Here is a 22,359-nt window from a genome sequence, read left to right as displayed (position 1 = left end):
TTTTTTGTTATTCGTCTTCTTTGCGAGAAGTAGAATTTGACTGAGTATTTGAGCTTTGAGAATTGGCTTTCTCGTCGTCTTTCTTTTTATCTTTATTGGTATCGCTCTGTGAGTTGCTGTTCCCATTTGAACTGTCTGAGCCATCACTTGAACCGCCATTGCCGTTTTCGGTATTTCCGCCTTGATCTTGATCTTTTTTATCATCAGGCTTCTGCTCATCAGTGCCTTGGTTTTGATTATCATCTGTTTGATCTGTCTGTTCATCATCAGGTTGCTGTGGCTCTTCTTCTTCTTTGTTCTCATCATCTGCTTTTTCTTCCTCTTCTTCGTCATCTTTAATGGTGAGGAAGGTAGAAGCAGCTTTACTTGTGACATCGTCTACAGTCGCTGTCACTTGGAATTTATAGGTGGAACCTGGCTTTACATCAGAGATGACGGCTTCTTTAGAAGAGCTGTTTTGAATGTCTTTATAGCCGCCATCATCGACCGCTTGTTTCACATTAAATGTTGCATCTGCATCGTCATCATAACCCCAAGTGAGTGTAATCGATTTTTTCTCTTCATCATACACCGCTTTTAAGTCAGATGGTTTGTCAGCTTCTTTCTTTTCATATGTGTCAGAAACTTTTGTTGGGACAGTTCCTTTGACGAAGTATTCCGTTGTCTTCTTATCACTTGGTGTGTTTGGTCCAGCTAACTTCGCTGGATCTGATCCTTTTTCAACCGTTGCTTCAACGACACTGTCTGGCTTTTCAAATGAGCCGCTTCCATCATCAATTTGAGAAATTAATTTCTGGAAGACAACTTTGGCAACACGTTGTTCATAATCCGTGAGCCACATTTTGCCGTCTGCATCTTTTGAGTTGCCGATTCCGGTCCACACAGCTGCTGTGTATTGCGGCGTGTAACCGACAAACCATGAATCTTTCGCACCGCCAGAAGGGATGTTGTATTTATTAATATCATCTTGTGTAAAGTTGGTTGTACCTGTTTTACCAGCTACTTGAACATTTGGTACTTGTGCGAGTGTACCTGTTCCAGATTGTACAGCAGTTTTCAGCATATCTGTGATCATAAATGCAGTGTAATCACTCATGGCTGCTTTAGAGTCTGGAGTTAAGTCAAGCTTCGTTCCGTCATTAAATTCAACAGACGTTACGGCATGCGGTTCATTATAGTATCCGTTGTTACCGAATGCACTAAATGCACCAGCCATTTTTAGTGAAGAGACACCTTCGTCAAATCCACCGATTGAGTAAGACTCAGGAATGTCAGAAGGTAAATCCAGACCTAAGTTATTGGCGAATTGAACAGCATTATCTGTACCAGCTTCTTGGAAAGCTTTTAAAGCAGGGATGTTACGTGATTGTGCCAAAGCACTTCTCATCGACATTTTCCCTAAGTGTCTTCTGTCAAAGTTGTTAATTGGTGTACCGTTAGAGTACGTATAAGGCGCATCATCAATTTGCTGATATGTTGACCATTTTTTGTTTTCAATTACAGGGCCGTAATCTAAAATTGGTTTGATTGTAGATCCTGGCTGGCGTTTTGCATCAGTGGCATAGTTAAAGCCGCCGGCTGGTACATCACGTCCACCGCCAATGGCACGAATTTCACCATTTTTTGTATCTAGCAGGGTGACTCCAGCTTGCATACCTTTCGTAAATCCGGCTGAATCCCCATTGATGATGTCATCCAGATGATCCTGTGCTTTTCGATCAAGAGAAGTATAGATTTTTAATCCATCTGTTGATACATCTACTTTGGCTTTTTTCTGTACTTCTTCCATGACTTCTTCAATATAAGCAGAGTACTTACTTGAGTTTTGATTCTTATATTTATCAGCTGAAACAACAGTTTTGCTGACAGGTGTTGCTTTTGCTTCTTCATAATCTTTTTCTGAAATATATCCTTGTTTTTTCATTAGGCCTAAAACGATATTACGGCGTTTTTCCGCTGCCTCTGGATGTTTCACAGGGTTATAGGCAGAAGGACTTTGCGGCATACCCGCAAGTGTAGCAGCCTGTGCAACAGTTAGTTTATTTAAATCTGTCACTCCGAAAAATTGTTCAGCCGCTTTCCCAACCCCATAAGCATAAGGAGAGAAGAAAATACGGTTTAAATACATTTCTAAAATTTCATCTTTAGAGTATTTTTGTTCAAGCTGAATCGAGAGCCATACTTCCTGTACTTTACGTTTTAACGTCTTTTGATTGTTAAGCAGGGAGTTTTTCACAACCTGCTGTGTAATCGTACTTCCACCTTCGGCTCCAAAACCGTCCTCGACGTTTGCGACAAGAGCACCGCCAATACGGATAGGATCAATCCCGTGGTGTTTATAAAAACGTGCATCTTCAGTTGCAATAAACGCGTCTTTTACCACATCGGGTATATCTTTAATCGAGACATACGTTCTTTTCTCCGCTCCGACTTCTGCAAAGACTTTTTTGTCTTTATCATAAAGTTTTGAAGAATACGGCGTTTTTAGCTTGCTATCATCAATAGAAGGAGCGCTTGATGCAAAAACGGCAAAAGTTGTGATTCCGGCTACTAAACAAAGAAGACCGATCACGAGTAAAGATAAAAATATTTTTTTAAATAGACCTGCTTTCTTTTTGCCTTTTTTGTTCTTTTGCTTCTTATTGTTTTCTTGACTTGCTTTACGTCGCTGTTCACGACTTGTAAATTGATCAGACATCACATCTCAACCTTTCGTGTTAAACCTTTTTCGAACGTAAATGTTGCTTGCTTTCATCCGAAAAATGAAGTGTCTCCACTACTTTAATATAATCAATTCTTGGTGAATATCCAAGTGTCATGAGGTGCCCTGCTTCCGATAATTCGTCTTTGCTGATGGATTTACGGCCGTTTTGCTGCTGCCGCTCCCAAAAGAAGAAGAGGTCAGAAGCGGACAAATAATAAACGGAACCAAATGCGGATATAATAACAAAACAAATACCACCTTGCTTTTCAACCTGTTTCATATGCTCAATTTGATGGTTGTGGAAATTTTTGAGCGGAAACGAGGTGGTGCTTTTGGTTTCCTTTGCTTCAAAATCGATATAGCGCCCTTTGTATACCCCGTTGTAGTCTGTTGTGGAGGATTGTTTAAAATAGGCTTCTTTAATGACAGCAGCGCTTCTTTTTGGATAATCCACATTGACAATTTGAACAGGGGTAGGCTTTTTATGAATGACTGCGATCCCGTTGACCAAATAGTACTGGTTCGTTTCATTTAAGTCAGCTTCAAGCGTCATCCCGCGGTTACTATAAGATGATTCGCCGCTGATTCTTTTTTTTGTCCCAATTTGTTGAATGGGCTGATACGATTTTCCGTTAGGATACCGAATCATCAAGTTTCAGCCTCCTTTTAATGCATTTTGTATTGGAGAGATCACCATGTTGTCACAACAAGAGCACATGATTACCCAGCATATTTTACATGAAACGAAAGCGAAAAATAAGGACAACCTGACGAGGACAAATGCGTACAAGCACTTTTATGACCGTCATCCAGAGATGAAATGGTCTCTGCTTGCTTCTTTTGTCTCGAGAAATGCTGGATGGTCGATGACAGATTTAAAAGGCGAGCTCTTCCATCCGGGTTTAACGGATCGGCAAGGGCATCTGTTCTTTACAGCGTATGAAAGAGCGAATTGGCTGATCTTTTCAGATGCTTACCCGCAGCTTCTGTTGTATGAATGGTCAAAAAGGTGCCGCAAGCCTTTATTTCATCTGCTGCCCCATTTCGGTGTGTCTCGTTTTATGAGCGCTGAGTGGGAACGATTTTGGCAAAAGCGTGACACAGAGCGATTGCTGCATGCACTCATCATAAATGAACAATATACTATACAATCTCCTATTATACAAAATCCTCTACTGAAAAAGAATGTTTTTCACTCGATTCAATATCTTTTCAGCGAGTGGGCACATTTTCAAACCGTCGTTTTTCCGACAGTAGACGGACATTTGTACGGGTTAACCATACGAAAGTTTTCCCAAGTAAAAGAGCGTATTACGTTAGGGAAAAAACTAGCAAAACTATTGTTTCGAGCCGATTTGTTTTCGGATTTTTATCATTTTTTGCATACTGTGCCGCATACGGGATCTCGGTTTGATTTTGAACCGTTTTTAGGGATTGCTCGAAGGTCAAGTCCTTTCCTCAGAACGGTGTATCCAGTCATGACACATTCATTAGACGATCAAAGGGAAGATTGGTTTCAAAAGAAATTGAGTCCATCCTTGTTTGAAGCAGAGCATTTACCAAAACAAATTGAGCTGACCGACTGGTATTTTCATAAAAAAAGACAGCTTCGTTTTCTTTTCTCATTAGAACACTATTTTTTGCATAAATAAAAAGCAGGGGGTACCTGCTTTTTTTACGTGGATGGACGGTTAGGACCGCCAAGCTTTTTATCAAGCTGATCTGTACTGTTTTCTTTCCCTTTTGTTTTTTGCTCTTTTGGTGCTTGCTGCTTTTTCATGACATCTACCTCCTTTGTCCTTAGAATTTACACAATCGGACGCGATCATACAAAGAAGGACAAGCACGTGTCGAAATGGAAGAAATTGCGCTTATCTTCACTTAGATTGGCGATTTAGTTCTAGTTTTGTCATGTATGAAGGAGGGAGTAAAAGAAAAGAGAATGTAACGAGAGATGATAAAGGAGGAATCTGATGATGAGCGAATTTGTATCAAAAGAATCCATTATGCAGTTGTTAGAGGAAATTGAGCGAAAGATTGATGAGGTGGAAGAAGAACTGTCTTTAGCTGTCAAAAAAACAAAAAACGCTGCCGTAGAGGAGCAAGAACAAATCATTGACCGTCTTGAATCTGAAGTGAAGGAATGTGAATTGAAAATTCATGCAGCAGAGTATAAGCTGGCGGCAAGACCCGCATATCACGCCGGATAGCTTTTCTATTTGAGCAATAAGTAAACGTTTGATAGGATGGTTCATAGAGGTGAACACTTTGGATAATCAAACATTACTGAAACATACACAAGAGTTGATCACGTGGATCGAAGAAGCATACGAGCAGTACCTAAAGGGAAAGGCAGAAGAGGAATACCCAGATTATGATTTTTACAACGATATTCAACCGGCCGTTGTCAAATTTGATCAGCAAATGGAAGAGTGGCTTACTGCTGCTACCTCATTTATTCATCAGGCCAAACCTAGATACTTACATCAAGAACAGCTTGAAGCCGTCCAAGAAAATGGAAAAGAGGTTGTGCTGCAATCTTATTTTGGCAAACAGCATGCACCTCGTGTGAAAAATTTAGTTGAGTCAGTGATTTATACACTGAACCTTTTAATAGAAGAAATCAACAAACGCAGCTGATGAAACAGTCTGCGTTTTTCTTATGGCTGCTGTAGGCACATCTTCTGCTTCCTGAACATAATATATCATTGACTTCAATATGTTTTCACAGCGAGAGGAGCGAGATACGTGTTCCCTTATTCAAACCAGCCATCTTATGATTTGAATCAATTTCAGCAACGCCCTTTTCCGTATCCAGATATGCAGCAGCCTCCGCAGCCTCCAGAATATTTCATGCCTCCATATCAAGGTGAAATGAACCAGACGACGTCTGCAGGCTATCAGCCGCCTTTTGGATATCAGGAAAACTTCCAGCCATATCAGCTGCAGCCTGAAGCAATAAATCAGCCGCAAATACAGCCGCCGGGCATGATGCCTATGCAGCAGCCTATGAATCCTTATCCTTTGCCAAGGCCGCAAAAACAGCAATCATCTCAATTTAAAAGTGTGCTGTCACAATTTAAAAAAACGAATGGACAGTACGATTTTAATAAAATGTTTGATACAGCTGGACAAATGATGAGTACAATGAATCAAGTGGGCTCATTGGCGAAAGGATTTACAAGCATTTTTAAAGCATAGCAAAACCCAATAGATATAACATCTATTGGGTTGTTTGTTTTGGTGCAGTCACACGAAGGGATTGATCTTTCCAAACGCTCTTCATATTGGTTTCATCTATTTTTGCAGGCATTAAAATGGTTTTGGTAAAGCTCGAATAGGAGGAAGTCGTGTCTGTTTTGATTTTTTCCTGCACCGATAAGTGTAAATATTGCGCTTTCACTTCTAGTACGATATCACCTTCGACAAAATGGTCTGGAAATCGAATCTCAATATATACATATTGATCATCTTCTGTCACATCGGTTGTAATGGACGCAAGTGAATGGCTTGTGGTCATCAGCGCCTCCGCACTATTTAAAATCTCGTGAAACGGGGATGATGCAAAAAATTGTTCAATCGCTTCATATAAAATGTCTTCATTTGATAGCAACTCGTGTTTCTTTTCACTTTCATGTTTCATTTGAATCACCTCTCATCTATAGCCTATGCAAAAGGGGCTCAGGCGGTTATCAATTGATGAGAGGAAAAAATTATGATTAAATAGTGTTGAATGAAGCAAGGTGTATGAGCGAGAAGGTTTATACGCTGAATAGATCTAGAAGCAAAGCTTGAAGGGAGCAAATGAACATTGCTGAAAAAATTATTCGGTTTCGGAAAAAACCAAGATGATGTAAAGGAAGAAGTCATTTATTCTCCAGTTGATGGAGAGTTAATGGATATGACCGATGTACCAGATCCCGTTTTTTCTCAAAAGATGATGGGAGACGGCGTAGCTGTAAAACCAAAAAACGGAACCATTGTGTCGCCAGTAGATGGTGAAATTATTCAACTCTTCCATACAAAACATGCAATTGGGATTCGAACACTCTCGGGGCTTGAGCTTCTGATTCATATCGGACTTGAAACGGTTGGGTTAAATGGTGAAGGCTTTGAAGCACACATAAAAGAAGGGGATAAAGTGAAAGCAGGTGATCCTCTCATTACGTGTGATTTAGCGCTGATTGAAGAAAAAGCGGCAAGCACAGTGACACCAATTGTCATCATGAATGGTGATTTAGTAGAACATCTTACCAAAGAACCTAAGGGCTCTGTAGAAAAGCAGACGTCCAAGCTTTTTACAGTGAAAATGAAATAATCCAAAAAAACTACCCTGAGTTGATAGGGTAGTTTTTTTATTGAGGAGATTAATCCTCCATTGGAACCCAGCCTTTACTTGCTTCCATGACAGTCCATAAACCTTCTGGAATCAAGTACTTATCTTTTTGACTGCGTTTAATGACGGTCTCAATCTCGTTTTCTCTGCCTTCTTTAATCTTTACTGCCCAATCGGGATCAACAATGACTTCTCTTGCAACAGCGATGAGTGGAATCCCTTGATTGTATGCATTCAGTGCATCCTCAGCTGTAATGACGCTGCCGACGCCGATAAGTGGAAGCGTGTCACCACAGCGCTCTTTTAATAGCTCCATCCGCGTCTTACTTGTATCAGCACCACGTCTTGCTTTAGCGTCAATCTCCATTAAAGAAATATGCAAGTAATCAAGGTTTTTCGTCTTAAGTACGTCTACTAAAGTAAATGTTTCTGTCATGGTTAAACCAGGTGTTTCTGGTTCTTCAGGTGATAATCGGTATCCAAAGATAAATGGTTTTGTTACATGCTCTTTGATTGCTTCTTTCACTGCATCTACTACTGCAATTGGAAATGCGAGACGCTTTTCTTCGCTTCCGCCCCATTGATCTGTACGCTGATTACTATGCGGGGAGTAGAATTGCTGTAATAAATATCCGTTCGCTCCATGGATTTCGATCCCATCAAATCCTGCTTGGATCGCGCGCCTTGCTGCTTCTTTAAATGAGTCGATGATGTGAGGAATTTCTTCTTCTGTCAAAGCTCTCGCAATTTGTTTTCCATCTTTGAATACATCACTTGGCGCAACGACATCACCGTTTGGGACTAAATGAGGGAGAGCCTGAGAGCCGCCATGATGAATTTGCATAATGGCTTTTGTTCCTTTCGCTTGAATCGCAGAAGCAAGCTTTTGAAGGCCAGGTATATCTTCATCCCGTGCAATAGAAGGCTGTCCTTCAAACGCCTTACCATCTGGCGTCACGTTTGCGCATGCGGTGATGACCATGCCCATTTCGCTTGATCTAGCGGTAATAAAATCAATTTCTTCCTTTGAGATCGTGCCATCCTCATGAGAACCGAAGTGTGTCATTGGTGCAACGACTAAACGGCCATCAATAGAGGCGCCCCCTGGGAATGTAAAAGGTTCAAATAAAGGCTTAAATTCGTTTTTCAATCTCATCATCTTCTTCCTTAATAAAATCATTTCACTATAGAAGTGTAATAGATCCTGTTACAACACATCAAAATATTTGCTCACAAGCGGCGCATCAAAAAATTGCCGCCTAGTCATGCAAACAAATATTCGGTACACTAGAATGAGAGGTGGATACCAGATGAAGAAGAAAACAATGAACGAACTCATAGAAGATTTAAAAAAAGACGAACAGGTCGAGCATTGGCATGAAATTGAAGCGAAGCCTGCACGGACTTCTCCAATTCCTGAAAGAGTAAATGACAGGCTCAAAGTGGCGCTTGAAAAAAGAGGTGTGAGCGAACTATACATTCATCAAAAGGAAGCCTTTGAACGTGTGATGGATGGTGAGAATGTGGTGACTGTGACACCTACAGCTTCAGGTAAAACGCTTTGCTACAATCTGCCAGTTCTTCAGTCGATCGCAGAAGATCAGACAAGCCGCTCCCTCTATTTATTTCCAACAAAAGCACTTGCGCAAGATCAAAAAAGTGAATTAAACGAAATCATTCATGAGATGGATGTCCCAATTCACAGTGAAACCTATGATGGGGACACCTCCCCAGCGATTCGCCAGCGCGTCAGACAGGCAGGACATATTGTCATCACAAATCCAGATATGCTGCACTCAGCGATTTTGCCTCACCATACGAAATGGGTCAGTTTATTTGAGAACTTAAAGTATATTGTCATTGATGAGCTTCATACATACCGAGGCGTGTTTGGCAGTCATGTCGCCAATGTCATTCGTAGACTAAAGCGAATTTGTGCATTTTACGGAAGTGACCCGACCTTTATTTGTACTTCAGCGACCATTGCGAATCCGAAAGAGCTTGCAGAGCAGCTGACCGGAAGCAAGGTGCAGCTCATTGAACGAAACGGAGCACCTAGCGGTAAAAAGAATTTTGTCTTTTACAACCCGCCAGTTGTCAATAAGCCATTAAATATTAGACAAAGTGCGGCTACTGTTGTGAATCAGCTCGCTAAAACTTTTTTAAAAGAAAAAATTCAAACGATCGTTTTTGCTAGAAGTAGGGTAAGAGTTGAAGTCATCCTAAGTCATATTCAAGAGCTAGTGAAAAAAGAAATTGGTCCTAAATCGATCCGTGGTTATCGAGGGGGCTATTTGCCGAAAGAGCGGCGCATGATTGAAAAAGGATTAAGGGAAGGAGACATTCTCGGTGTTGTCAGCACAAACGCACTAGAATTAGGAGTAGATATTGGACAGTTAAAAGTCTGTATCATGACCGGATATCCTGGCAGTGTAGCGAGTACGTGGCAGCAGGCAGGACGAGCTGGAAGGCGACATGAAGAAGCACTCATTATCATGGTCGCAAGCTCATCGCCACTTGACCAATATATTGTCAGACACCCTGAATACTTCTTTAACAGACCGCCTGAATCGGCAAGGATCAATCCTGAAAACCTTATCATCCTAGTCGATCATCTAAAATGTGCGTCCTACGAGCTACCGTTTCGAGAAGATGAACAGTTTGGCGGTATGGAAGTAGAAGAAATCTTGCAATACTTACATGAAGAAGGGGTTCTTCATTTCAGCGGGAACCGTTATTATTGGTCAGATCAATCGTTCCCGGCTCATGGCATCAGTCTGAGATCTGCAAGTCAGGAAAATGTCGTCATTGTCGATCAATCCGATGTAGCGAACGTTCGAATTATTGGGGAGATGGATCGATTCAGTGCGATGACCTTACTTCATGATGAAGCGATTTATTTACATGAAGGGGTTCAGTATCAAGTGGAAAAGCTAGATTATGAGCATCTTAAGGCTTATGTGAAACAAGTCGATGTAGAATATTATACAGATGCGAATTTAGCGGTTCAGCTCAAGGTGCTTGAAATTGATCAGACAACAGAGAAGGAAGCGGTATCTGTTCACTACGGTGATGTAACCGTCAATGCAATGCCGACCATTTTCAAAAAAATTCGATTATCAACTGGGGAAAATATCGGTTCCGGCCCGATTCACTTACCTGAAGAAGAGATTCATACGAGTGCTGCTTGGTTTGAATTACATGAAGCAGAACGGACATTTGAAGAAAAAACACTTGAACAGCTCTTGCTTGGCATCGCCAATGTTCTTCAGCATATTGTTCCAGCGTTTGTCATGTGTGACCGTTCAGACATTCATGTCATTTCTCAAATAAAGGCAGCCCATACCGGGAAACCGACCGTGTTTTTATATGATCATTACCCAGGCGGAATCGGTTTAAGTAAAGAGGTACAGGCTCGCTTTGATGAAATTGCCCGTGCAGCCACTCAGCTGATTGAGCGATGCAGCTGCGAGAACGGCTGTCCATCTTGTATTGGCATGGAAATGAAAGAGATCGATGGAAAAAGCAGTATCATTCAATTGATGGCAGGATTTTAAGAAAAGGAGGAATAGCCCTACTCATGTCATTAAAAGGAAAATTAAACAGAATGAAAAAACACCTGTCGCACAATCGTTCAGATGAAAAGCGTGGGGCAGTAAAAGAGGGACAAACGCCCACTGTGACGGCTGAAACCATTCCATTTCTAAAAGAGTGGGGGGAATTAGGTGCAGCTCCTTACTACTTTGAAGACTCTTTCTGCCTTATTCGGGAAGTGACTTATCCACTTCACCATCAGCACGGGCAATATTCATTTGCAGAATTGCCGAAAATGGTGAGTGCATGGAACAAAAGTGAGATTCAGCATTCTCTTTCTGCAAAAGGCTACAAGCCTCACGAGCTATTTTTCTTCGATACAGAAACAACAGGACTATCTGGCGGAACGGGAAATATGATTTTTCTGCTTGGGCATGCGAGAGTTTATTCAGATAAAGTGGTGGTAAAACAACATCTGCTCACGAATCCAGGAAATGAAGCGGCACTTTACAAAAGCTTTCTTAGTGAGGTGGATGTCGAATCACTAGTGACATATAATGGAAAATCATTTGACTGGCCTCAAGTCAAAACGAGGCATACATTATTACGCGATCAAATACCTGCTCTACCTGAATTTGGTCATTTTGACCTTCTGCATGGGTCAAGGAGATTGTGGAAACATAAATATGAGCGTATGGCTCTTTCGGTTGTAGAAAAAGAGGAACTTCACGTCAATCGAGAGGGAGATACACCGGGATTCCTCGCACCAATGATCTATTTTCATTTTTTAAAGGAACAAAAGCCGAAACTGATTGAAGGAATTCTGACTCACAATGAACTTGATGTCTTATCATTAATCAGTCTCTACATTCATTTGTCTAAAAAAATCTTATCCAAAGATGCGGTGAAGGAAGACGATGAGAAATATGCACTAGCTAAGTGGCATCTTGCTCATCGTGATGTGCAGGAAGCAACAAAGCACCTGCAAGAATTAACGGGAGCAGCGTTTGAACATGCGGATCAAGCAGCTTATGATCTATCGTTACAGTACAAGCGGTTAAAACAATGGGATGAAGCGGCATGCATATGGAGGCGTCTTTTTGAATCAAGTGATATTCATTTAAGGTTAAAAGCGGGTGTAGAGCTTGCAAAGTATGAAGAACACCGCCAAAAAGATCCAAAAGCAGCCCTTTCCATTACCCAAACATTGTTATCACAATCGTCTTTAAGTGAACGAGACATCGAGGAACTTGACAAGCGAGAAAATCGGCTCTTAAGAAAAGCTGGACAATGAAATTATTGCCTGGGAAAGCGCAAAAAATGACAACGTTCGGCTCTCGGCCGAAAATAAAAATTGTTTAGCACTTTTATTGTAGAAAAGTCACGAATCCTGTAAAATAACGTTAGATATTGAATGAGGAGCGTAGAGCATGTATAAGGGTCTTTTCTACTTGTTTTTTCTTGTTGTCATATTGGTCGCTTTTGTGTTTTCAAACTATAAAGATGTTTTTCTTGCAAACTTTTAAAATAGGTTAATGCATTAGTACATGTACACCTCTTGATTCATACATTATTAATGTAAGAAAATCAAGGAGAGGGGAATGCTACATGTACCATCATCATCATTGCAATCCAAATGTTACACAGCCAATTGTACATCCAACGAATCACTGCTGTACGCACAGTGAGTCAACTACAATTGTGCCGCACATCCACCCGCAGCATGTAACAAATGTTCATCACCAAAATTTCCAACATGTTCACTACTTCCCGCATACGTTTTCTCAGGTGGACCCGGCAACACATCAACACTTTAACTGCGGAGGACCTTGCTGTAACAGATAAAGTGAAATGGGACTTTTATAAGTCCCTTTTTTTAAAAGCAGGTGAAAAAATGAAAATTATTGCTGTCACAGGGTACAAGCCATTTGAGCTTGGGATCTTCAAACAAGACGAGCCTGCACTTCAATACATAAAAGCGGAGCTTCAGAAAAGGCTGACGGCACTCATTGAAGACGGGCTGGAATGGGTGCTCATTTCAGGTCAGCTAGGGGCAGAAATATGGACAGCTGAAGTGGTCTTTGAGCTTCAAGAGGAGTACCCAGCTTTAAAACTTGCTGTCATTACACCATTTTATGAACAGGAAGAACGCTGGAATGAACAAAATAAAGAGCTGTATGAAGGCGTTCTTGCGCAAGCTGATTTTGTAGAAAGTGTCACGCATAGACCGTATGAAAGTCCGGTACAATTTAAACAAAAGAACCGCTTTTTTATTGAAAAAACGGACGGCCTTCTCGTCTTATATGATCCCGAGCATGAAGGCTCGCCAAAATATATGATCAAAGAAGCTGAAACCTATACCGACTACCCAATTATGTATATCACAATGGATGATTTAAGAGCACAGGTTGAGGCGGAAGATCCGTTTTTTGACTAAAAGCAAGAGAAAATTTGACAACGTCACGTATTTCTGAAAAAATATACTATGAATTCACGATATGAGGTGAAAAAGATGCTTGCTGATAAAGTAAAGCTTTCTGCGAAAGAAATTTTAGAAAAAGAATTTAAAACAGGTGTCCGAGGGTATAAACAAGAAGAAGTCGATAAATTTCTAGATATGGTCATTAAAGACTATGAGACATTCCATCAAGAAATTGAAAAACTCCAACAAGAAAACCTTCACTTGTCAAAACAGCTTGAAGAAGCGGTAGAACAAGGGAAAAGACAGCCTGCACAGTCCAATACAACAAACTTTGATATTTTAAAAAGACTATCTAATCTTGAGAAACACGTTTTCGGTAGCAAACTTTATGATTGAGTAATACCAAAAAAACTTGTGTCAGATGACATTGTCGTTTATAATAACGCATGTTGATTAACGTTCGGGTAATCGCTGTAATGCTTTGACATTGCAGAGGAAAGTCCATGCTCGCACGGTGCTGAGATGCCCGTAGTGTTCGTGCCTGGCGAAAAAATAAGCCAGGGCAGCCTGGGAAAGGCTGACGGCAGGAAAAATGCCTACGTCCTTTTAGGATATGGCAAAGTATCCTTGAAAGTGCCACAGTGACGAAGTCTCACTAGAAATGGTGAGAGTGGAACGCGGTAAACCCCTCGAGCGAGAAACCCAAACTTGGTAGGGGAACTTTCTCAAAGGAACCAAACGGAGAGAAGGACAGAGAATTCTGTAGATAGATGATTACCACCTGAGTACGAGGCTTTTGCCGTTTGCAGTACGATGGAACAAAACATGGCTTACAGAACGTTATATCCGTTATCATAAACATGATGAAAACAAAGCTCTCCTATTTCTACATATGGAGAGCTTTTATCTTGATTACAGAAAAGAACGAGAAAACAGGTGATAAACAAATGAAAACCTATACACTCATCGCAACAGCGCCAATGGGAATTGAAGCGATTGTTGCAAAAGAAGTAAGAGACCTCGGGTATGAGTGCACTGTAGATAACGGAAAAGTCATTTTTCAAGGAGATGCACTTGCCATTTGCCGTGCGAATCTGTGGCTGCGTACAGCAGACCGAATCAAAGTCCAAGTTGCTGAATTTTCGGCTAGAACATTTGATGAGCTTTTTGAGCAAACAAAAGCCATTGATTGGTCAGCATTTTTACCGAAAAATAGTACATTCCCTGTCATTGGTAAATCTGTTAAATCTCAGCTTGCCAGTGTGCCGGATTGTCAGCGTATCGTCAAAAAGGCTATCGCGCAAAAACTTAGATCATCTTACAACATACAGTCTGAATGGCTAGAAGAGACGGGTCCTGAATACAAAATCGAGGTAGCGCTTTTAAAAGATAAAGTATTGCTGACGCTCGATACGTCAGGTGTGGGTCTTCATAAACGTGGATACCGTGCAGATCAAGGGGGCGCTCCGATTAAAGAAACCCTTGCAGCGGCGCTTGTCTTATTAACGAACTGGACACCTGACCGTCCGTTTGTCGATCCTTTTTGCGGATCAGGCACAATTGCTATTGAAGCAGCGATGATTGGACAAAACATTGCCCCTGGATTTAACCGTGAGTTCGCATCTGAATCATGGGAATGGATCGGTGAGGACGTTTGGAACAAAGCACGCCTTGAAGTAGAAGAAAAGGCGAACTATGATCAGCCGCTTACCATTATCGCAAGCGATATCGATCATCGTATGGTAGAGATTGCGAAACTGAACGCAGAAGAAGCTGGACTTAGTGAACTGATTCAATTTAAGCAAATGCAAGTGAAAGACTTTCAAACAAAAGATGAGTATGGTGTGATTGTCGGAAATCCGCCTTACGGTGAACGTCTCAGCGATAAGCCAGCTGTGGAAAAAATGTATCAAGGCATGGGCGAAGCATTGAAAAACCTAGATACGTGGTCCATTTACATTTTGACGTCACATGAAAAATTCGAAGAGTGTTTCGGAAGAAAAGCGACGAAAAAGAGAAAACTGTTTAATGGATTTATTAAAACAGACTATTATCAATACTGGGGAAAACGCCGGCCTAGGAAGCAAACAACTGAATCGTAACAAATGTCCACACCACGAGAAGGTGTGGATTTTTTATGCTAAAAAGGTATAAGTCTTGACGGGACGGAATAAACTGAACTTGATTTTAAAAAAAGAGGTGTCTTCATGATTCATTATGATCAATTTCAGTTAATTCAAAAAGCACTCGCTTCAACAGCCCGAGAAATAGAAGGGATTGAAACAGGACAATCTGCTAAACTTACGGCAGCCATCGAGAACTTAGCAATGGCTCAAAACTACATAGACCATTCAGAGCACGCGTTTTTAATGAAGGAAAGCTACCAGCATCGCCTGCGCTCTTAAAAAAAGATTGTCATACCCCAGCATAAATGGTACTATTGAATGTCTGAATGATTCAAAAGTTGGGGGTTGAAGCAGGTGACAGCGTCTCGTTTGCCTTTTTCATTAACAAAAGAACATAATTTTTACGAAGAACTGGGCAACTGGATTGGTGATGTGTTTTATGACATTTTGCCAGAAAAGGGCTTTGATCTTCGAGATGAACAAATATTCATGGCTTTTCAGTTAGAAAGAGCCTTTAAAGAAAAAAGTGTGATGTTTGCCGAAGCTGGGGTAGGCACAGGCAAAACAATCGTTTACCTTTTATTTGCGGTCACATATGCAAGATATACAGGGAAACCTGCGATCATTGCATGTGCAGACGAAACGTTAATTGAACAGCTGGTCAAACAAGAAGGTGATATCTATAAAATTGCCAATCACCTTGATATTCAAATAGATGCGAGATTAAGTAAATCGCATGATCAATATTTATGCTTAAAGAAACTAGAGAAAACGATGCAACGTGAAGATGATGAGAAGTGGCTCGACATTTATGAATCGCTTCCTTCATTTGTTCATGAATCTCATGGGATGCAGACATTTTATCCGTATGGTGATCGAAAAGAGTATCCAGAATTAACAAATGATGAGTGGTCAAGAATTGGTTATGACTCTTTTCGGGACTGCTTAACGTGCGACATGCGGCACCGCTGTGGCTTGAATTTATCAAGAGACCATTACCGAAAAGCAACAGATCTCATCATTTGTTCTCATGACTTTTACATGGAGCATGTATGGACAAAGGAGTCACGTAAACGTGAAGGACAGCTGCCGCTCCTTCCTGAGCATAGCTCTGTTGTATTTGATGAAGGACATCTTCTTGAATTTGCAGCACAAAAAGCACTAACATACCGAGTGAAGCAATCAACACTTGAGACGTTTTTGGAGCGTCTTTTGCAAAATGATATTCGTGAAGAGTTTGCAGAGCTTGTTGAAGATGCACTTGCAACAAACGATCAGTTCTTTTACCTCTTAAAAACGAATGCCAAAGAAATCAAAGGATCACACCGTCTTGAAATTGGTCGTGTAGATGAGGTAAAGCGTTCAGCAAGTGAATTATGTGATTTGCTTGAGAAGATTGGAGAAGCGCTCGTATTTGAATCAGAGATGTACACAATTGATCAATACGAATTGTCTGTTGTGGAAGAGTACATTGAGCAGATGGCGTATTCTCTGTCGCTTTATCAGAAAAATGCCATTAGCTGGCTGGAGAAACAGGAATTAGATACAACCTTTGTCGTCATGCCAAAAACGGTAGCAGAGGTGCTTGGTGAAAAGGTATTTTCACAAAAAATCCCTTATATTTTCTCATCTGCTACGTTGTCTGAAAATCAATCATTTGATTATTTAGCTGAAAGCCTTGGGATCAAAGATTATTTATCCATGAGTGTGGCTTCGCCGTATGATTATGAGGAGCAAATGCAAATGTATTTCCACGGAATTCAGCAGCCAATGACAGAGTCAGATGTAAAAGGTCAGCACGTACTGGCTCAGGTAAAAGAAAATGGCGGTCGATCTCTTATTTTATTCCCTTCATTTGATGAACTGCATGTATTTAGAAAGCAGCTCGATGCATCAAATGAATCACTGCCTTTCCATGTGTATTTTGAAGGAGACGAGGAGATCAGTACCATTGTTCAAAAGTTCCAAGCGGATGAAACATCTGTGTTATGTTCCGTTCACTTGTGGGAAGGGCTGGATATTCCAGGACAGTCTCTAACAAATGTGGTCATTTGGGGACTTCCATATCCACCGCATGACCCAGTATTTGAAGCAAAACGGAATGAAGCGAAAGATGCATTTACTGAAGTGGACCTTCCATACATGCTGCTTCGTCTAAGGCAGGGTATTGGGAGACTGATTCGGACAAGCCAAGATGCTGGCAGCATTCATATTTACTTTGGCAGTCAGAAAGATATTGAGCTACAAAGTAAAATTGAATCCGTTCTTCCAGTAAAGCCAGTGATCTCTTAATGATAGAAAACCATTCAATAAGAGGAGGATACGATCAGCGTATCCTCCTTTTTCATTGACAAAAGAACATTTATTGAAGTAGCCTTGAAACGTACATACATATTTTATTGATTGGGGGAACGAACGCATGAGTCTTGAATCAAAAGAGAAAGCGTTTTATCAATTACTAGGAAAAATCGCCCATTATACAGAGGCGCTTCATTTACTTTATTGGGACTCTCGAACACAAGCGCCTAAAAAAAGTGCTGATTTCAGAGCAGAAACCATCGGTCAATTATCCAGCGATATCTTTAATATGAAGACTTCTGATGAAATGAGAGATCTTCTTGATGCATTAAATAAAGAGAAAGAAAAGCTGTCAAAAGACACGCAGAAGGCACTCGAATTATCGCAAAAAGAATATGATGAAAACAGTAAAATTCCAAAAGAAGAATTTAAAGAATACTCCATTCTACAATCAAAAGCAGAGCATGTGTGGGTAGAAGCAAGGGAGAAATCAGATTTTGCACTCTTTGCACCTTATTTAAAACAGCTGATTGATTTTAACAAGCGTTTCATTCAGTACTGGGGCGTGAAAAAAACGCCATATGATGTGCTACTCAATAATTATGAGCCGGATATGACGGTTGAACAACTCGATCAAAAATTTGGCGCACTTCGAGACGCCATCGTTCCTCTCGTGAAAAAAATTGAAGCCTCGCCAAATAAACCGGATACTTCGTTTTTATCGAAAAGCTTCCCGATCGACAAACAAAAAGAGCTGAGTCTCTTTTTCTTAAAAGAGTTAGGGTATGACTTTGACGCAGGACGACTTGATACAACCGTTCATCCATTTGCTGTGACATTAAGCAGAGGGGATGTACGTGTGACGACGCGTTATGATGAGCACGATTTTCGCATGGCGATCTTTGGCACCATTCACGAATGCGGCCACGCCATTTATGAACAAAATATTGATGAGGCACTGAGCGGAACGCTCTTATGTGACGGGACATCAATGGGAATTCATGAATCACAGTCTCTCTTCTTTGAGAACTTTATCGGCAGACATGAAGATTTCTGGAAAACGTATTATCAAAAGCTGCAAGAGGCATCTCCTGAACAATTTAAAGATGTCACTTTAGAAGAATTTGTGCATGCGGTGAATGAATCAAAGCCGACTTACATTCGAATTGAAGCAGATGAACTCACGTATCCGCTTCACATTATTATTCGCTATGAAATTGAAAAAGCCATTTTCAATGAAGAAGTAGCCGTTGAAGATCTGCCAGCATTATGGAATGAAAAATACCAAGCATATCTTGGCATTACGCCGCCTAACGATGCGCTTGGTATTTTGCAGGATGTTCACTGGTCTGATGGTAGTTTTGGTTATTTCCCTTCATATGCACTTGGTTATATGTATGCGGCGCAATTAAAGCAGCAAATGATCAAAGATTTACCGAATTTTGATGAACTGATTCAAAATGGGTCTTTTGCACCGATAAAAGAATGGCTAACTGAACATGTCCATCAGCATGGAAAACGGAAAAAGCCTTCTGAAATCATTCAAGATGCGACTGGTGAGGAATTAAATGTACAATATTTAATCGATTATTTAACTGATAAATATACGAAACTGTATTTGTCTTAAATGAAAGGCACCCTTTAATCAGAAGGGTGCTTTTTTGCTGGTTGAATATTCTAAAAACGAACGTTTAGAGCATAATGATTATTTAAGTTCGGTATTTTTCTAGAAAAGTGCTTTCCAAGCGTCTGAAATCTTGTTATAATTTGAACACTATAACACTCATATAATCGCGTGATGATGGCACGCAAGTTTCTACCGGACACCGATACCGTCCGACTATGAGTGAGCAAAATGAAACAGCTTTTGTATGAGCTGAAGATCCCGTGGATCGTTTTCGCATTGCTTGCTCCTTAATGGACAGCAATGCTTTTTTTATGCAAAAAAATGAAAGTTGCTAATATGCTGGGAGGAAGAATGATGGAATTGTTACGTCAAAAGATCGAGAACGAAGGAATCGTTCTGTCAAATCAAGTGTTAAAGGTAGATGCTTTTTTAAATCATCAAATTGATCCTGTGTTAATGCATGAGATCGGTCAAGAGTTTGCTAGATTATTCAAGCATGATGGCATTACAAAAATTATCACAATCGAGTCTTCAGGCATTGCACCAGCTGTGATGGCTGGACTAGCTCTTCAAGTACCCGTTGTTTTTGCTCGAAAACGTCAATCACTAACACTAACAGAAAACCTATTAACAGCGAGTGTGTACTCTTTTACAAAAAAAGTAGAAAGTACGATCGCTGTCTCAAATACGCATCTCGGTGAAAAAGATTGTGTATTAATCATCGATGACTTCTTGGCGAACGGTGAAGCCGCTAAAGGACTTGCCGCAATTGCAAAGCAGGCGAAAGCAAAAGTAGCGGGATTTGGCATTGTCATTGAAAAGTCATTCCAGCCAGGAAGAGATGCGCTTGTTCAAATGGGCTACCGCGTCGAATCCCTTGCACGTATCGAATCGCTCGAGGAAGGGAAAGTCACGTTTGTACGAGAGGTACAATCATGAGTGCTGCTAAAAAAGCGAAAACACTCTCGCTAGGGATTCAGCATGTGCTGGCGATGTATGCTGGTGCCGTTCTTGTACCACTCATTGTGGGAGATGCACTCGGCCTCACACCTGCACAGCTGACTTACTTAATTTCGGCAGATATTTTTATGTGCGGGGCTGCCACGCTTCTTCAAGTTTGGAAAAACCGTTTCTTTGGTATCGGTCTGCCTGTTGTATTAGGATGTACATTTACTGCGGTTTCTCCTATGATTGCGATTGGTTCTAAATACGGGATTTCGTCTATCTATGGAAGTATTATCGCTTCGGGGTGTATCATCATTCTGCTTTCCTTTTTCTTTGGGAAGCTTGTGAAATTTTTCCCACCTGTCGTGACAGGGTCTGTCGTCACCATTATTGGGATAACCCTTATTCCAGTAGCGATGAATAATATGGCAGGAGGAGAAGGAAGTGCTGATTATGGTTCTTTTGAAAATCTAGGCCTCGCTTTCCTTGTACTGTTTATCATTGTGCTGCTCTATCGATTCACAACTGGCTTTATGAAGGCGATCGCCATATTAATTGGTATTCTCCTTGGGACAGCCGTTGCTGCATTTATGGGGAAAGTGGAAACAGCTGAGGTGGCGAATGCGCAAGTTTTTCGCATGATTGAACCATTTTATTTTGGCATGCCTACCTTTGAATTTGCACCGATTATGACGATGACCTTAGTTGCGATTGTGTCATTAGTCGAATCAACAGGTGTTTATTTCGCACTAGGTGATTTAACAAACCGCTCATTAAAAGAAAAAGACTTAGCTAAAGGCTATCGCGCAGAAGGGATTGCTGTGTTATTAGGTGGTATCTTTAATGCTTTTCCCTACACAGCCTACTCGCAAAACGTTGGGTTGATCCAGTTGACAGGGGTCAAGAAAAATCAAGTCATCGTTGTGACAGGCGCATTGCTCATGTTATTTGGACTTTTTCCTAAAATTGCTGCATTTACGACGATCATTCCAAAGTCTGTTCTTGGCGGCGCAATGGTTGCCATGTTTGGGATGGTCATTGCCTACGGTATTAAAATGCTCTCGCGTGTGGATTTTGCCAAACAGGAAAACCTACTCATTGTTGCATGCTCAGTGGGGATCGGCTTAGGTGTCACCGTTGTGCCGCAAATGTTTGAGCATCTGCCAGAATCAATCAAATTATTAACAAGTAATGGAATCGTGGCCGGAAGCTTTACCGCTATTTTGCTTCATATTATTTATCACATGATTCCTTTTAAAAAAGAAAGCGGGCAGGACCTGATAGAAGAACCTAAGCAATCTGTTATGTAAACCCCTCTCTTGGAGAAGGGGTTCAGATTATGGACAAAGAGCTAAAATACCTTTTATTTTAGCTCTTTGTCTTCTTTTTAGCTTGATAAAAAACCTTTGAAGTTCTAGGATCCTAGGAAGGAGCGTGTGAGGGTTTGTCTACAAGCTGAAAGCCCGCATCCTTTGGATACGGGCTTATTGTGATTAGCGCTATTAATGTTGTACCGGCGGCATTGTTTCGTTAATGACTGCAAATGTATAGCCCCTTGCTTTTAGTTGTGTAATCAGGCTATCTAAATAGTTCGTGGTAGAGGGTTGATCATGCATTAAAATAACTTTTGGTTCCCATGGTTTATTTTTCTCAAACATTTGCAGTTGATTCAATACCTCTTGAACATATTGTGAGTTTTTATATCTCCAGTCAAGGCTATCAATCGTCCAATCCCAGTAAATAAAGCCATATTGGTTTAAGCGTACTTTTTGATCATATGTTAAATTTGGAACACTGCCATAAGGTGTTCTCACAAGACGGGTGTAAACGCCTGTAACAGAAGCAAGAATGCGCTGAGCTTCTCTCATTTCATTTGCGGGAGACTCACTGTTTTGATAAAAGCGGTTTATATCATGCGTCATGCCATGAAGCCCTAATTGATGTCCTTCTTGATAAAGTCTTTTCACAGCTGCTTGGTGAGCTTGGATTTGCGGTCCAAGCATGAAGAATGTCGCCTTCACTTGATGTGCTTTTAAGACATTTAACAGCTGATTTGATGTAGCAGAAGGGCCATCATCAAATGTTAAAAAGATCGTTTTATTCGTTGTCTGTTGGTTTGGATTGGTCGTAAATTGTTTATCCAATGTTCTTGTAGAATGATCTTTTGCTTTCAGACTGATATTTGTGTCTCGGAAGTCACTGCTAGCAACAATTTTTTCTTGCCCATTTGTCGCCTGCAAATGGGGTTTAGACATATCCCAGATAAAAAAGAGAAACAGTGTAAGAAGCACTAAACCAATTATCTTCGAGAGAAGTATCGTGTTGTAGGGTGTCTGTTTTTTGGACACCTTTTTCATTACAATCACT

At 40.8% G+C, this 22,359-nt stretch carries 22 protein-coding genes, 1 other RNA gene and 1 riboswitch; of the genes, 17 read left to right on the top strand and 6 right to left on the bottom strand.

Going from position 1 to position 22,359, the window contains the following annotated elements; all coding sequences use genetic code 11:
- Positions 1-7: 7 nt before the first annotated feature.
- Both NST57_RS10885 and recU read right to left on the bottom strand, forming a co-directional pair.
- Positions 8-2,698 carry a PBP1A family penicillin-binding protein gene (locus NST57_RS10885; RefSeq protein ID WP_142155354.1) on the bottom strand — a complete coding sequence of 897 codons (2,691 nt, stop codon included), beginning with the start codon at positions 2,696-2,698 and terminating at the stop codon, positions 8-10.
- 19 nt (positions 2,699-2,717) lie between these two features.
- Positions 2,718-3,353: a Holliday junction resolvase RecU gene (recU, locus tag NST57_RS10880; RefSeq protein WP_341299217.1), complete on the bottom strand. Its 636-nt coding sequence runs from the start codon at positions 3,351-3,353 to the stop codon at positions 2,718-2,720.
- A 46-nt stretch (positions 3,354-3,399) separates the two neighbouring features.
- Between recU and NST57_RS10875 the strand changes: the two genes are divergently transcribed.
- The gene (locus NST57_RS10875) at positions 3,400-4,356 is read left to right on the top strand and encodes a DUF2515 family protein (RefSeq protein WP_142155353.1); all 957 of its coding nucleotides are present in this window, start codon (positions 3,400-3,402) and stop codon (positions 4,354-4,356) included.
- A gap of 23 nt (positions 4,357-4,379) precedes the next feature.
- On the opposite strand, the gene sspM is transcribed toward NST57_RS10875, so the two are convergent.
- Positions 4,380-4,484, bottom strand: a complete 105-nt coding sequence (gene sspM / locus NST57_RS10870) for an acid-soluble spore protein SspM (RefSeq protein ID WP_017359731.1) — start codon at positions 4,482-4,484, stop codon at positions 4,380-4,382.
- A gap of 196 nt (positions 4,485-4,680) precedes the next feature.
- Between sspM and NST57_RS10865 the strand changes: the two genes are divergently transcribed.
- The 3 genes from NST57_RS10865 to NST57_RS10855 all read left to right on the top strand — a co-directional run bounded on the left by NST57_RS10865 (position 4,681) and on the right by NST57_RS10855 (position 5,905).
- Entirely contained in the window at positions 4,681-4,914 is a 234-nt protein-coding gene (locus NST57_RS10865; RefSeq protein WP_234717153.1) for a DUF5446 family protein, read from the top strand.
- Between the two features lie 49 nt (positions 4,915-4,963).
- Positions 4,964-5,344, top strand: coding sequence for a YppE family protein (locus tag NST57_RS10860; RefSeq protein ID WP_341298549.1), 381 nt, complete (start codon positions 4,964-4,966; stop codon positions 5,342-5,344).
- Positions 5,345-5,452: 108 nt separating this feature from the next.
- The gene (locus tag NST57_RS10855; RefSeq protein WP_142155351.1) at positions 5,453-5,905 is read left to right on the top strand and encodes a YppG family protein; all 453 of its coding nucleotides are present in this window, start codon (positions 5,453-5,455) and stop codon (positions 5,903-5,905) included.
- 22 nt (positions 5,906-5,927) lie between these two features.
- Here the strand turns inward: NST57_RS10855 and NST57_RS10850 are convergent, their stop codons facing one another.
- The gene (locus tag NST57_RS10850; protein ID WP_142155350.1) at positions 5,928-6,347 is read right to left on the bottom strand and encodes an Hsp20 family protein; all 420 of its coding nucleotides are present in this window, start codon (positions 6,345-6,347) and stop codon (positions 5,928-5,930) included.
- A 168-nt stretch (positions 6,348-6,515) separates the two neighbouring features.
- Here NST57_RS10850 and NST57_RS10845 point away from each other — a divergent pair, with 168 nt between their 5' ends.
- The gene (locus NST57_RS10845) at positions 6,516-7,022 is read left to right on the top strand and encodes a PTS sugar transporter subunit IIA (RefSeq protein WP_065460619.1); all 507 of its coding nucleotides are present in this window, start codon (positions 6,516-6,518) and stop codon (positions 7,020-7,022) included.
- A 49-nt stretch (positions 7,023-7,071) separates the two neighbouring features.
- Here NST57_RS10845 and NST57_RS10840 read toward each other — a convergent pair whose 3' ends face one another.
- Positions 7,072-8,190, bottom strand: a complete 1,119-nt coding sequence (locus NST57_RS10840; protein ID WP_025207530.1) for an NADH-dependent flavin oxidoreductase — start codon at positions 8,188-8,190, stop codon at positions 7,072-7,074.
- A 160-nt stretch (positions 8,191-8,350) separates the two neighbouring features.
- Between NST57_RS10840 and NST57_RS10835 the strand changes: the two genes are divergently transcribed.
- The 12 genes from NST57_RS10835 (at position 8,351) to pbuX (ending at position 21,302) form a co-directional block, all read left to right on the top strand.
- Positions 8,351-10,597 (top strand): DEAD/DEAH box helicase, encoded by a 2,247-nt coding sequence (locus NST57_RS10835; RefSeq protein WP_142155349.1) that lies wholly within the window; start codon positions 8,351-8,353, stop codon positions 10,595-10,597.
- Between the two features lie 23 nt (positions 10,598-10,620).
- Positions 10,621-11,868 (top strand): ribonuclease H-like domain-containing protein, encoded by a 1,248-nt coding sequence (locus NST57_RS10830; protein ID WP_341298548.1) that lies wholly within the window; start codon positions 10,621-10,623, stop codon positions 11,866-11,868.
- Between the two features lie 314 nt (positions 11,869-12,182).
- A complete protein-coding gene (gene cotD, locus NST57_RS10825) occupies positions 12,183-12,419 on the top strand; it encodes a spore coat protein CotD (protein ID WP_072368252.1) in 237 nt (78 codons plus the stop codon).
- Positions 12,420-12,468: 49 nt separating this feature from the next.
- Positions 12,469-13,011: a DUF1273 domain-containing protein gene (locus NST57_RS10820; protein WP_341298547.1), complete on the top strand. Its 543-nt coding sequence runs from the start codon at positions 12,469-12,471 to the stop codon at positions 13,009-13,011.
- Positions 13,012-13,086: 75 nt separating this feature from the next.
- Positions 13,087-13,392: a cell division regulator GpsB gene (gpsB, locus tag NST57_RS10815; protein WP_008344631.1), complete on the top strand. Its 306-nt coding sequence runs from the start codon at positions 13,087-13,089 to the stop codon at positions 13,390-13,392.
- Positions 13,393-13,452: 60 nt separating this feature from the next.
- An RNA gene (gene rnpB / locus NST57_RS10810) (RNase P RNA component class B) lies at positions 13,453-13,834 on the top strand.
- Between the two features lie 109 nt (positions 13,835-13,943).
- Positions 13,944-15,098 carry a THUMP domain-containing class I SAM-dependent RNA methyltransferase gene (locus NST57_RS10805; RefSeq protein WP_341299216.1) on the top strand — a complete coding sequence of 385 codons (1,155 nt, stop codon included), beginning with the start codon at positions 13,944-13,946 and terminating at the stop codon, positions 15,096-15,098.
- A 105-nt stretch (positions 15,099-15,203) separates the two neighbouring features.
- Positions 15,204-15,401 (top strand): hypothetical protein, encoded by a 198-nt coding sequence (locus tag NST57_RS10800; protein ID WP_017359721.1) that lies wholly within the window; start codon positions 15,204-15,206, stop codon positions 15,399-15,401.
- A 75-nt stretch (positions 15,402-15,476) separates the two neighbouring features.
- Entirely contained in the window at positions 15,477-17,414 is a 1,938-nt protein-coding gene (locus NST57_RS10795; protein ID WP_341298546.1) for an ATP-dependent DNA helicase, read from the top strand.
- 127 nt (positions 17,415-17,541) lie between these two features.
- Positions 17,542-19,047 (top strand): carboxypeptidase M32, encoded by a 1,506-nt coding sequence (locus NST57_RS10790; protein ID WP_341298545.1) that lies wholly within the window; start codon positions 17,542-17,544, stop codon positions 19,045-19,047.
- 136 nt (positions 19,048-19,183) lie between these two features.
- Positions 19,184-19,283: riboswitch (purine riboswitch) on the top strand.
- A gap of 118 nt (positions 19,284-19,401) precedes the next feature.
- On the top strand, positions 19,402-19,986 hold the full coding sequence (xpt, locus tag NST57_RS10785; protein ID WP_003215672.1) for a xanthine phosphoribosyltransferase: 585 nt from the start codon (positions 19,402-19,404) through the stop codon (positions 19,984-19,986).
- Complete coding sequence (gene pbuX / locus NST57_RS10780; protein ID WP_142155345.1) at positions 19,983-21,302, top strand: xanthine permease PbuX; 1,320 nt, start codon at positions 19,983-19,985, stop codon at positions 21,300-21,302. Before xpt ends, pbuX begins: the two co-directional genes overlap by 4 nt.
- A 192-nt stretch (positions 21,303-21,494) precedes the next feature.
- Here the strand turns inward: pbuX and NST57_RS10775 are convergent, their stop codons facing one another.
- On the bottom strand, positions 21,495-22,349 hold the full coding sequence (locus NST57_RS10775) for a polysaccharide deacetylase family protein (protein ID WP_341298544.1): 855 nt from the start codon (positions 22,347-22,349) through the stop codon (positions 21,495-21,497).
- Positions 22,350-22,359: the final 10 nt, after the last annotated feature.

It is taken from the genome of Bacillus sp. FSL M8-0077 (assembly GCF_038050255.1).
Lineage (GTDB): Bacteria > Bacillota > Bacilli > Bacillales > Bacillaceae > Bacillus > Bacillus altitudinis.
Note: the sequence above shows the minus strand (reverse complement) of the source record. Positions and strands in the feature narration are given on the sequence as shown.

What these genes read in the sequence shown, in the direction of transcription:
- NST57_RS10885 (WP_142155354.1), bottom strand. Translation starts at nt 2,698, where the DNA reads ATGTCTGATCAATTTACAAGTCGTGAACAGCGACGTAAAGCAAGTCAA.
- recU (WP_341299217.1), bottom strand. Translation starts at nt 3,353, where the DNA reads ATGATTCGGTATCCTAACGGAAAATCGTATCAGCCCATTCAACAAATT.
- NST57_RS10875 (WP_142155353.1), top strand. Translation starts at nt 3,400, where the DNA reads ATGTTGTCACAACAAGAGCACATGATTACCCAGCATATTTTACATGAA.
- sspM (WP_017359731.1), bottom strand. Translation starts at nt 4,484, where the DNA reads ATGAAAAAGCAGCAAGCACCAAAAGAGCAAAAAACAAAAGGGAAAGAA.
- NST57_RS10865 (WP_234717153.1), top strand. Translation starts at nt 4,681, where the DNA reads ATGAGCGAATTTGTATCAAAAGAATCCATTATGCAGTTGTTAGAGGAA.
- NST57_RS10850 (WP_142155350.1), bottom strand. Translation starts at nt 6,347, where the DNA reads ATGAAACATGAAAGTGAAAAGAAACACGAGTTGCTATCAAATGAAGAC.
- NST57_RS10835 (WP_142155349.1), top strand. Translation starts at nt 8,351, where the DNA reads ATGAAGAAGAAAACAATGAACGAACTCATAGAAGATTTAAAAAAAGAC.
- NST57_RS10830 (WP_341298548.1), top strand. Translation starts at nt 10,621, where the DNA reads ATGTCATTAAAAGGAAAATTAAACAGAATGAAAAAACACCTGTCGCAC.
- cotD (WP_072368252.1), top strand. Translation starts at nt 12,183, where the DNA reads ATGTACCATCATCATCATTGCAATCCAAATGTTACACAGCCAATTGTA.
- NST57_RS10820 (WP_341298547.1), top strand. Translation starts at nt 12,469, where the DNA reads ATGAAAATTATTGCTGTCACAGGGTACAAGCCATTTGAGCTTGGGATC.
- gpsB (WP_008344631.1), top strand. Translation starts at nt 13,087, where the DNA reads ATGCTTGCTGATAAAGTAAAGCTTTCTGCGAAAGAAATTTTAGAAAAA.
- NST57_RS10805 (WP_341299216.1), top strand. Translation starts at nt 13,944, where the DNA reads ATGAAAACCTATACACTCATCGCAACAGCGCCAATGGGAATTGAAGCG.
- NST57_RS10800 (WP_017359721.1), top strand. Translation starts at nt 15,204, where the DNA reads ATGATTCATTATGATCAATTTCAGTTAATTCAAAAAGCACTCGCTTCA.
- NST57_RS10790 (WP_341298545.1), top strand. Translation starts at nt 17,542, where the DNA reads ATGAGTCTTGAATCAAAAGAGAAAGCGTTTTATCAATTACTAGGAAAA.
- xpt (WP_003215672.1), top strand. Translation starts at nt 19,402, where the DNA reads ATGGAATTGTTACGTCAAAAGATCGAGAACGAAGGAATCGTTCTGTCA.
- pbuX (WP_142155345.1), top strand. Translation starts at nt 19,983, where the DNA reads ATGAGTGCTGCTAAAAAAGCGAAAACACTCTCGCTAGGGATTCAGCAT.
- NST57_RS10775 (WP_341298544.1), bottom strand. Translation starts at nt 22,349, where the DNA reads ATGAAAAAGGTGTCCAAAAAACAGACACCCTACAACACGATACTTCTC.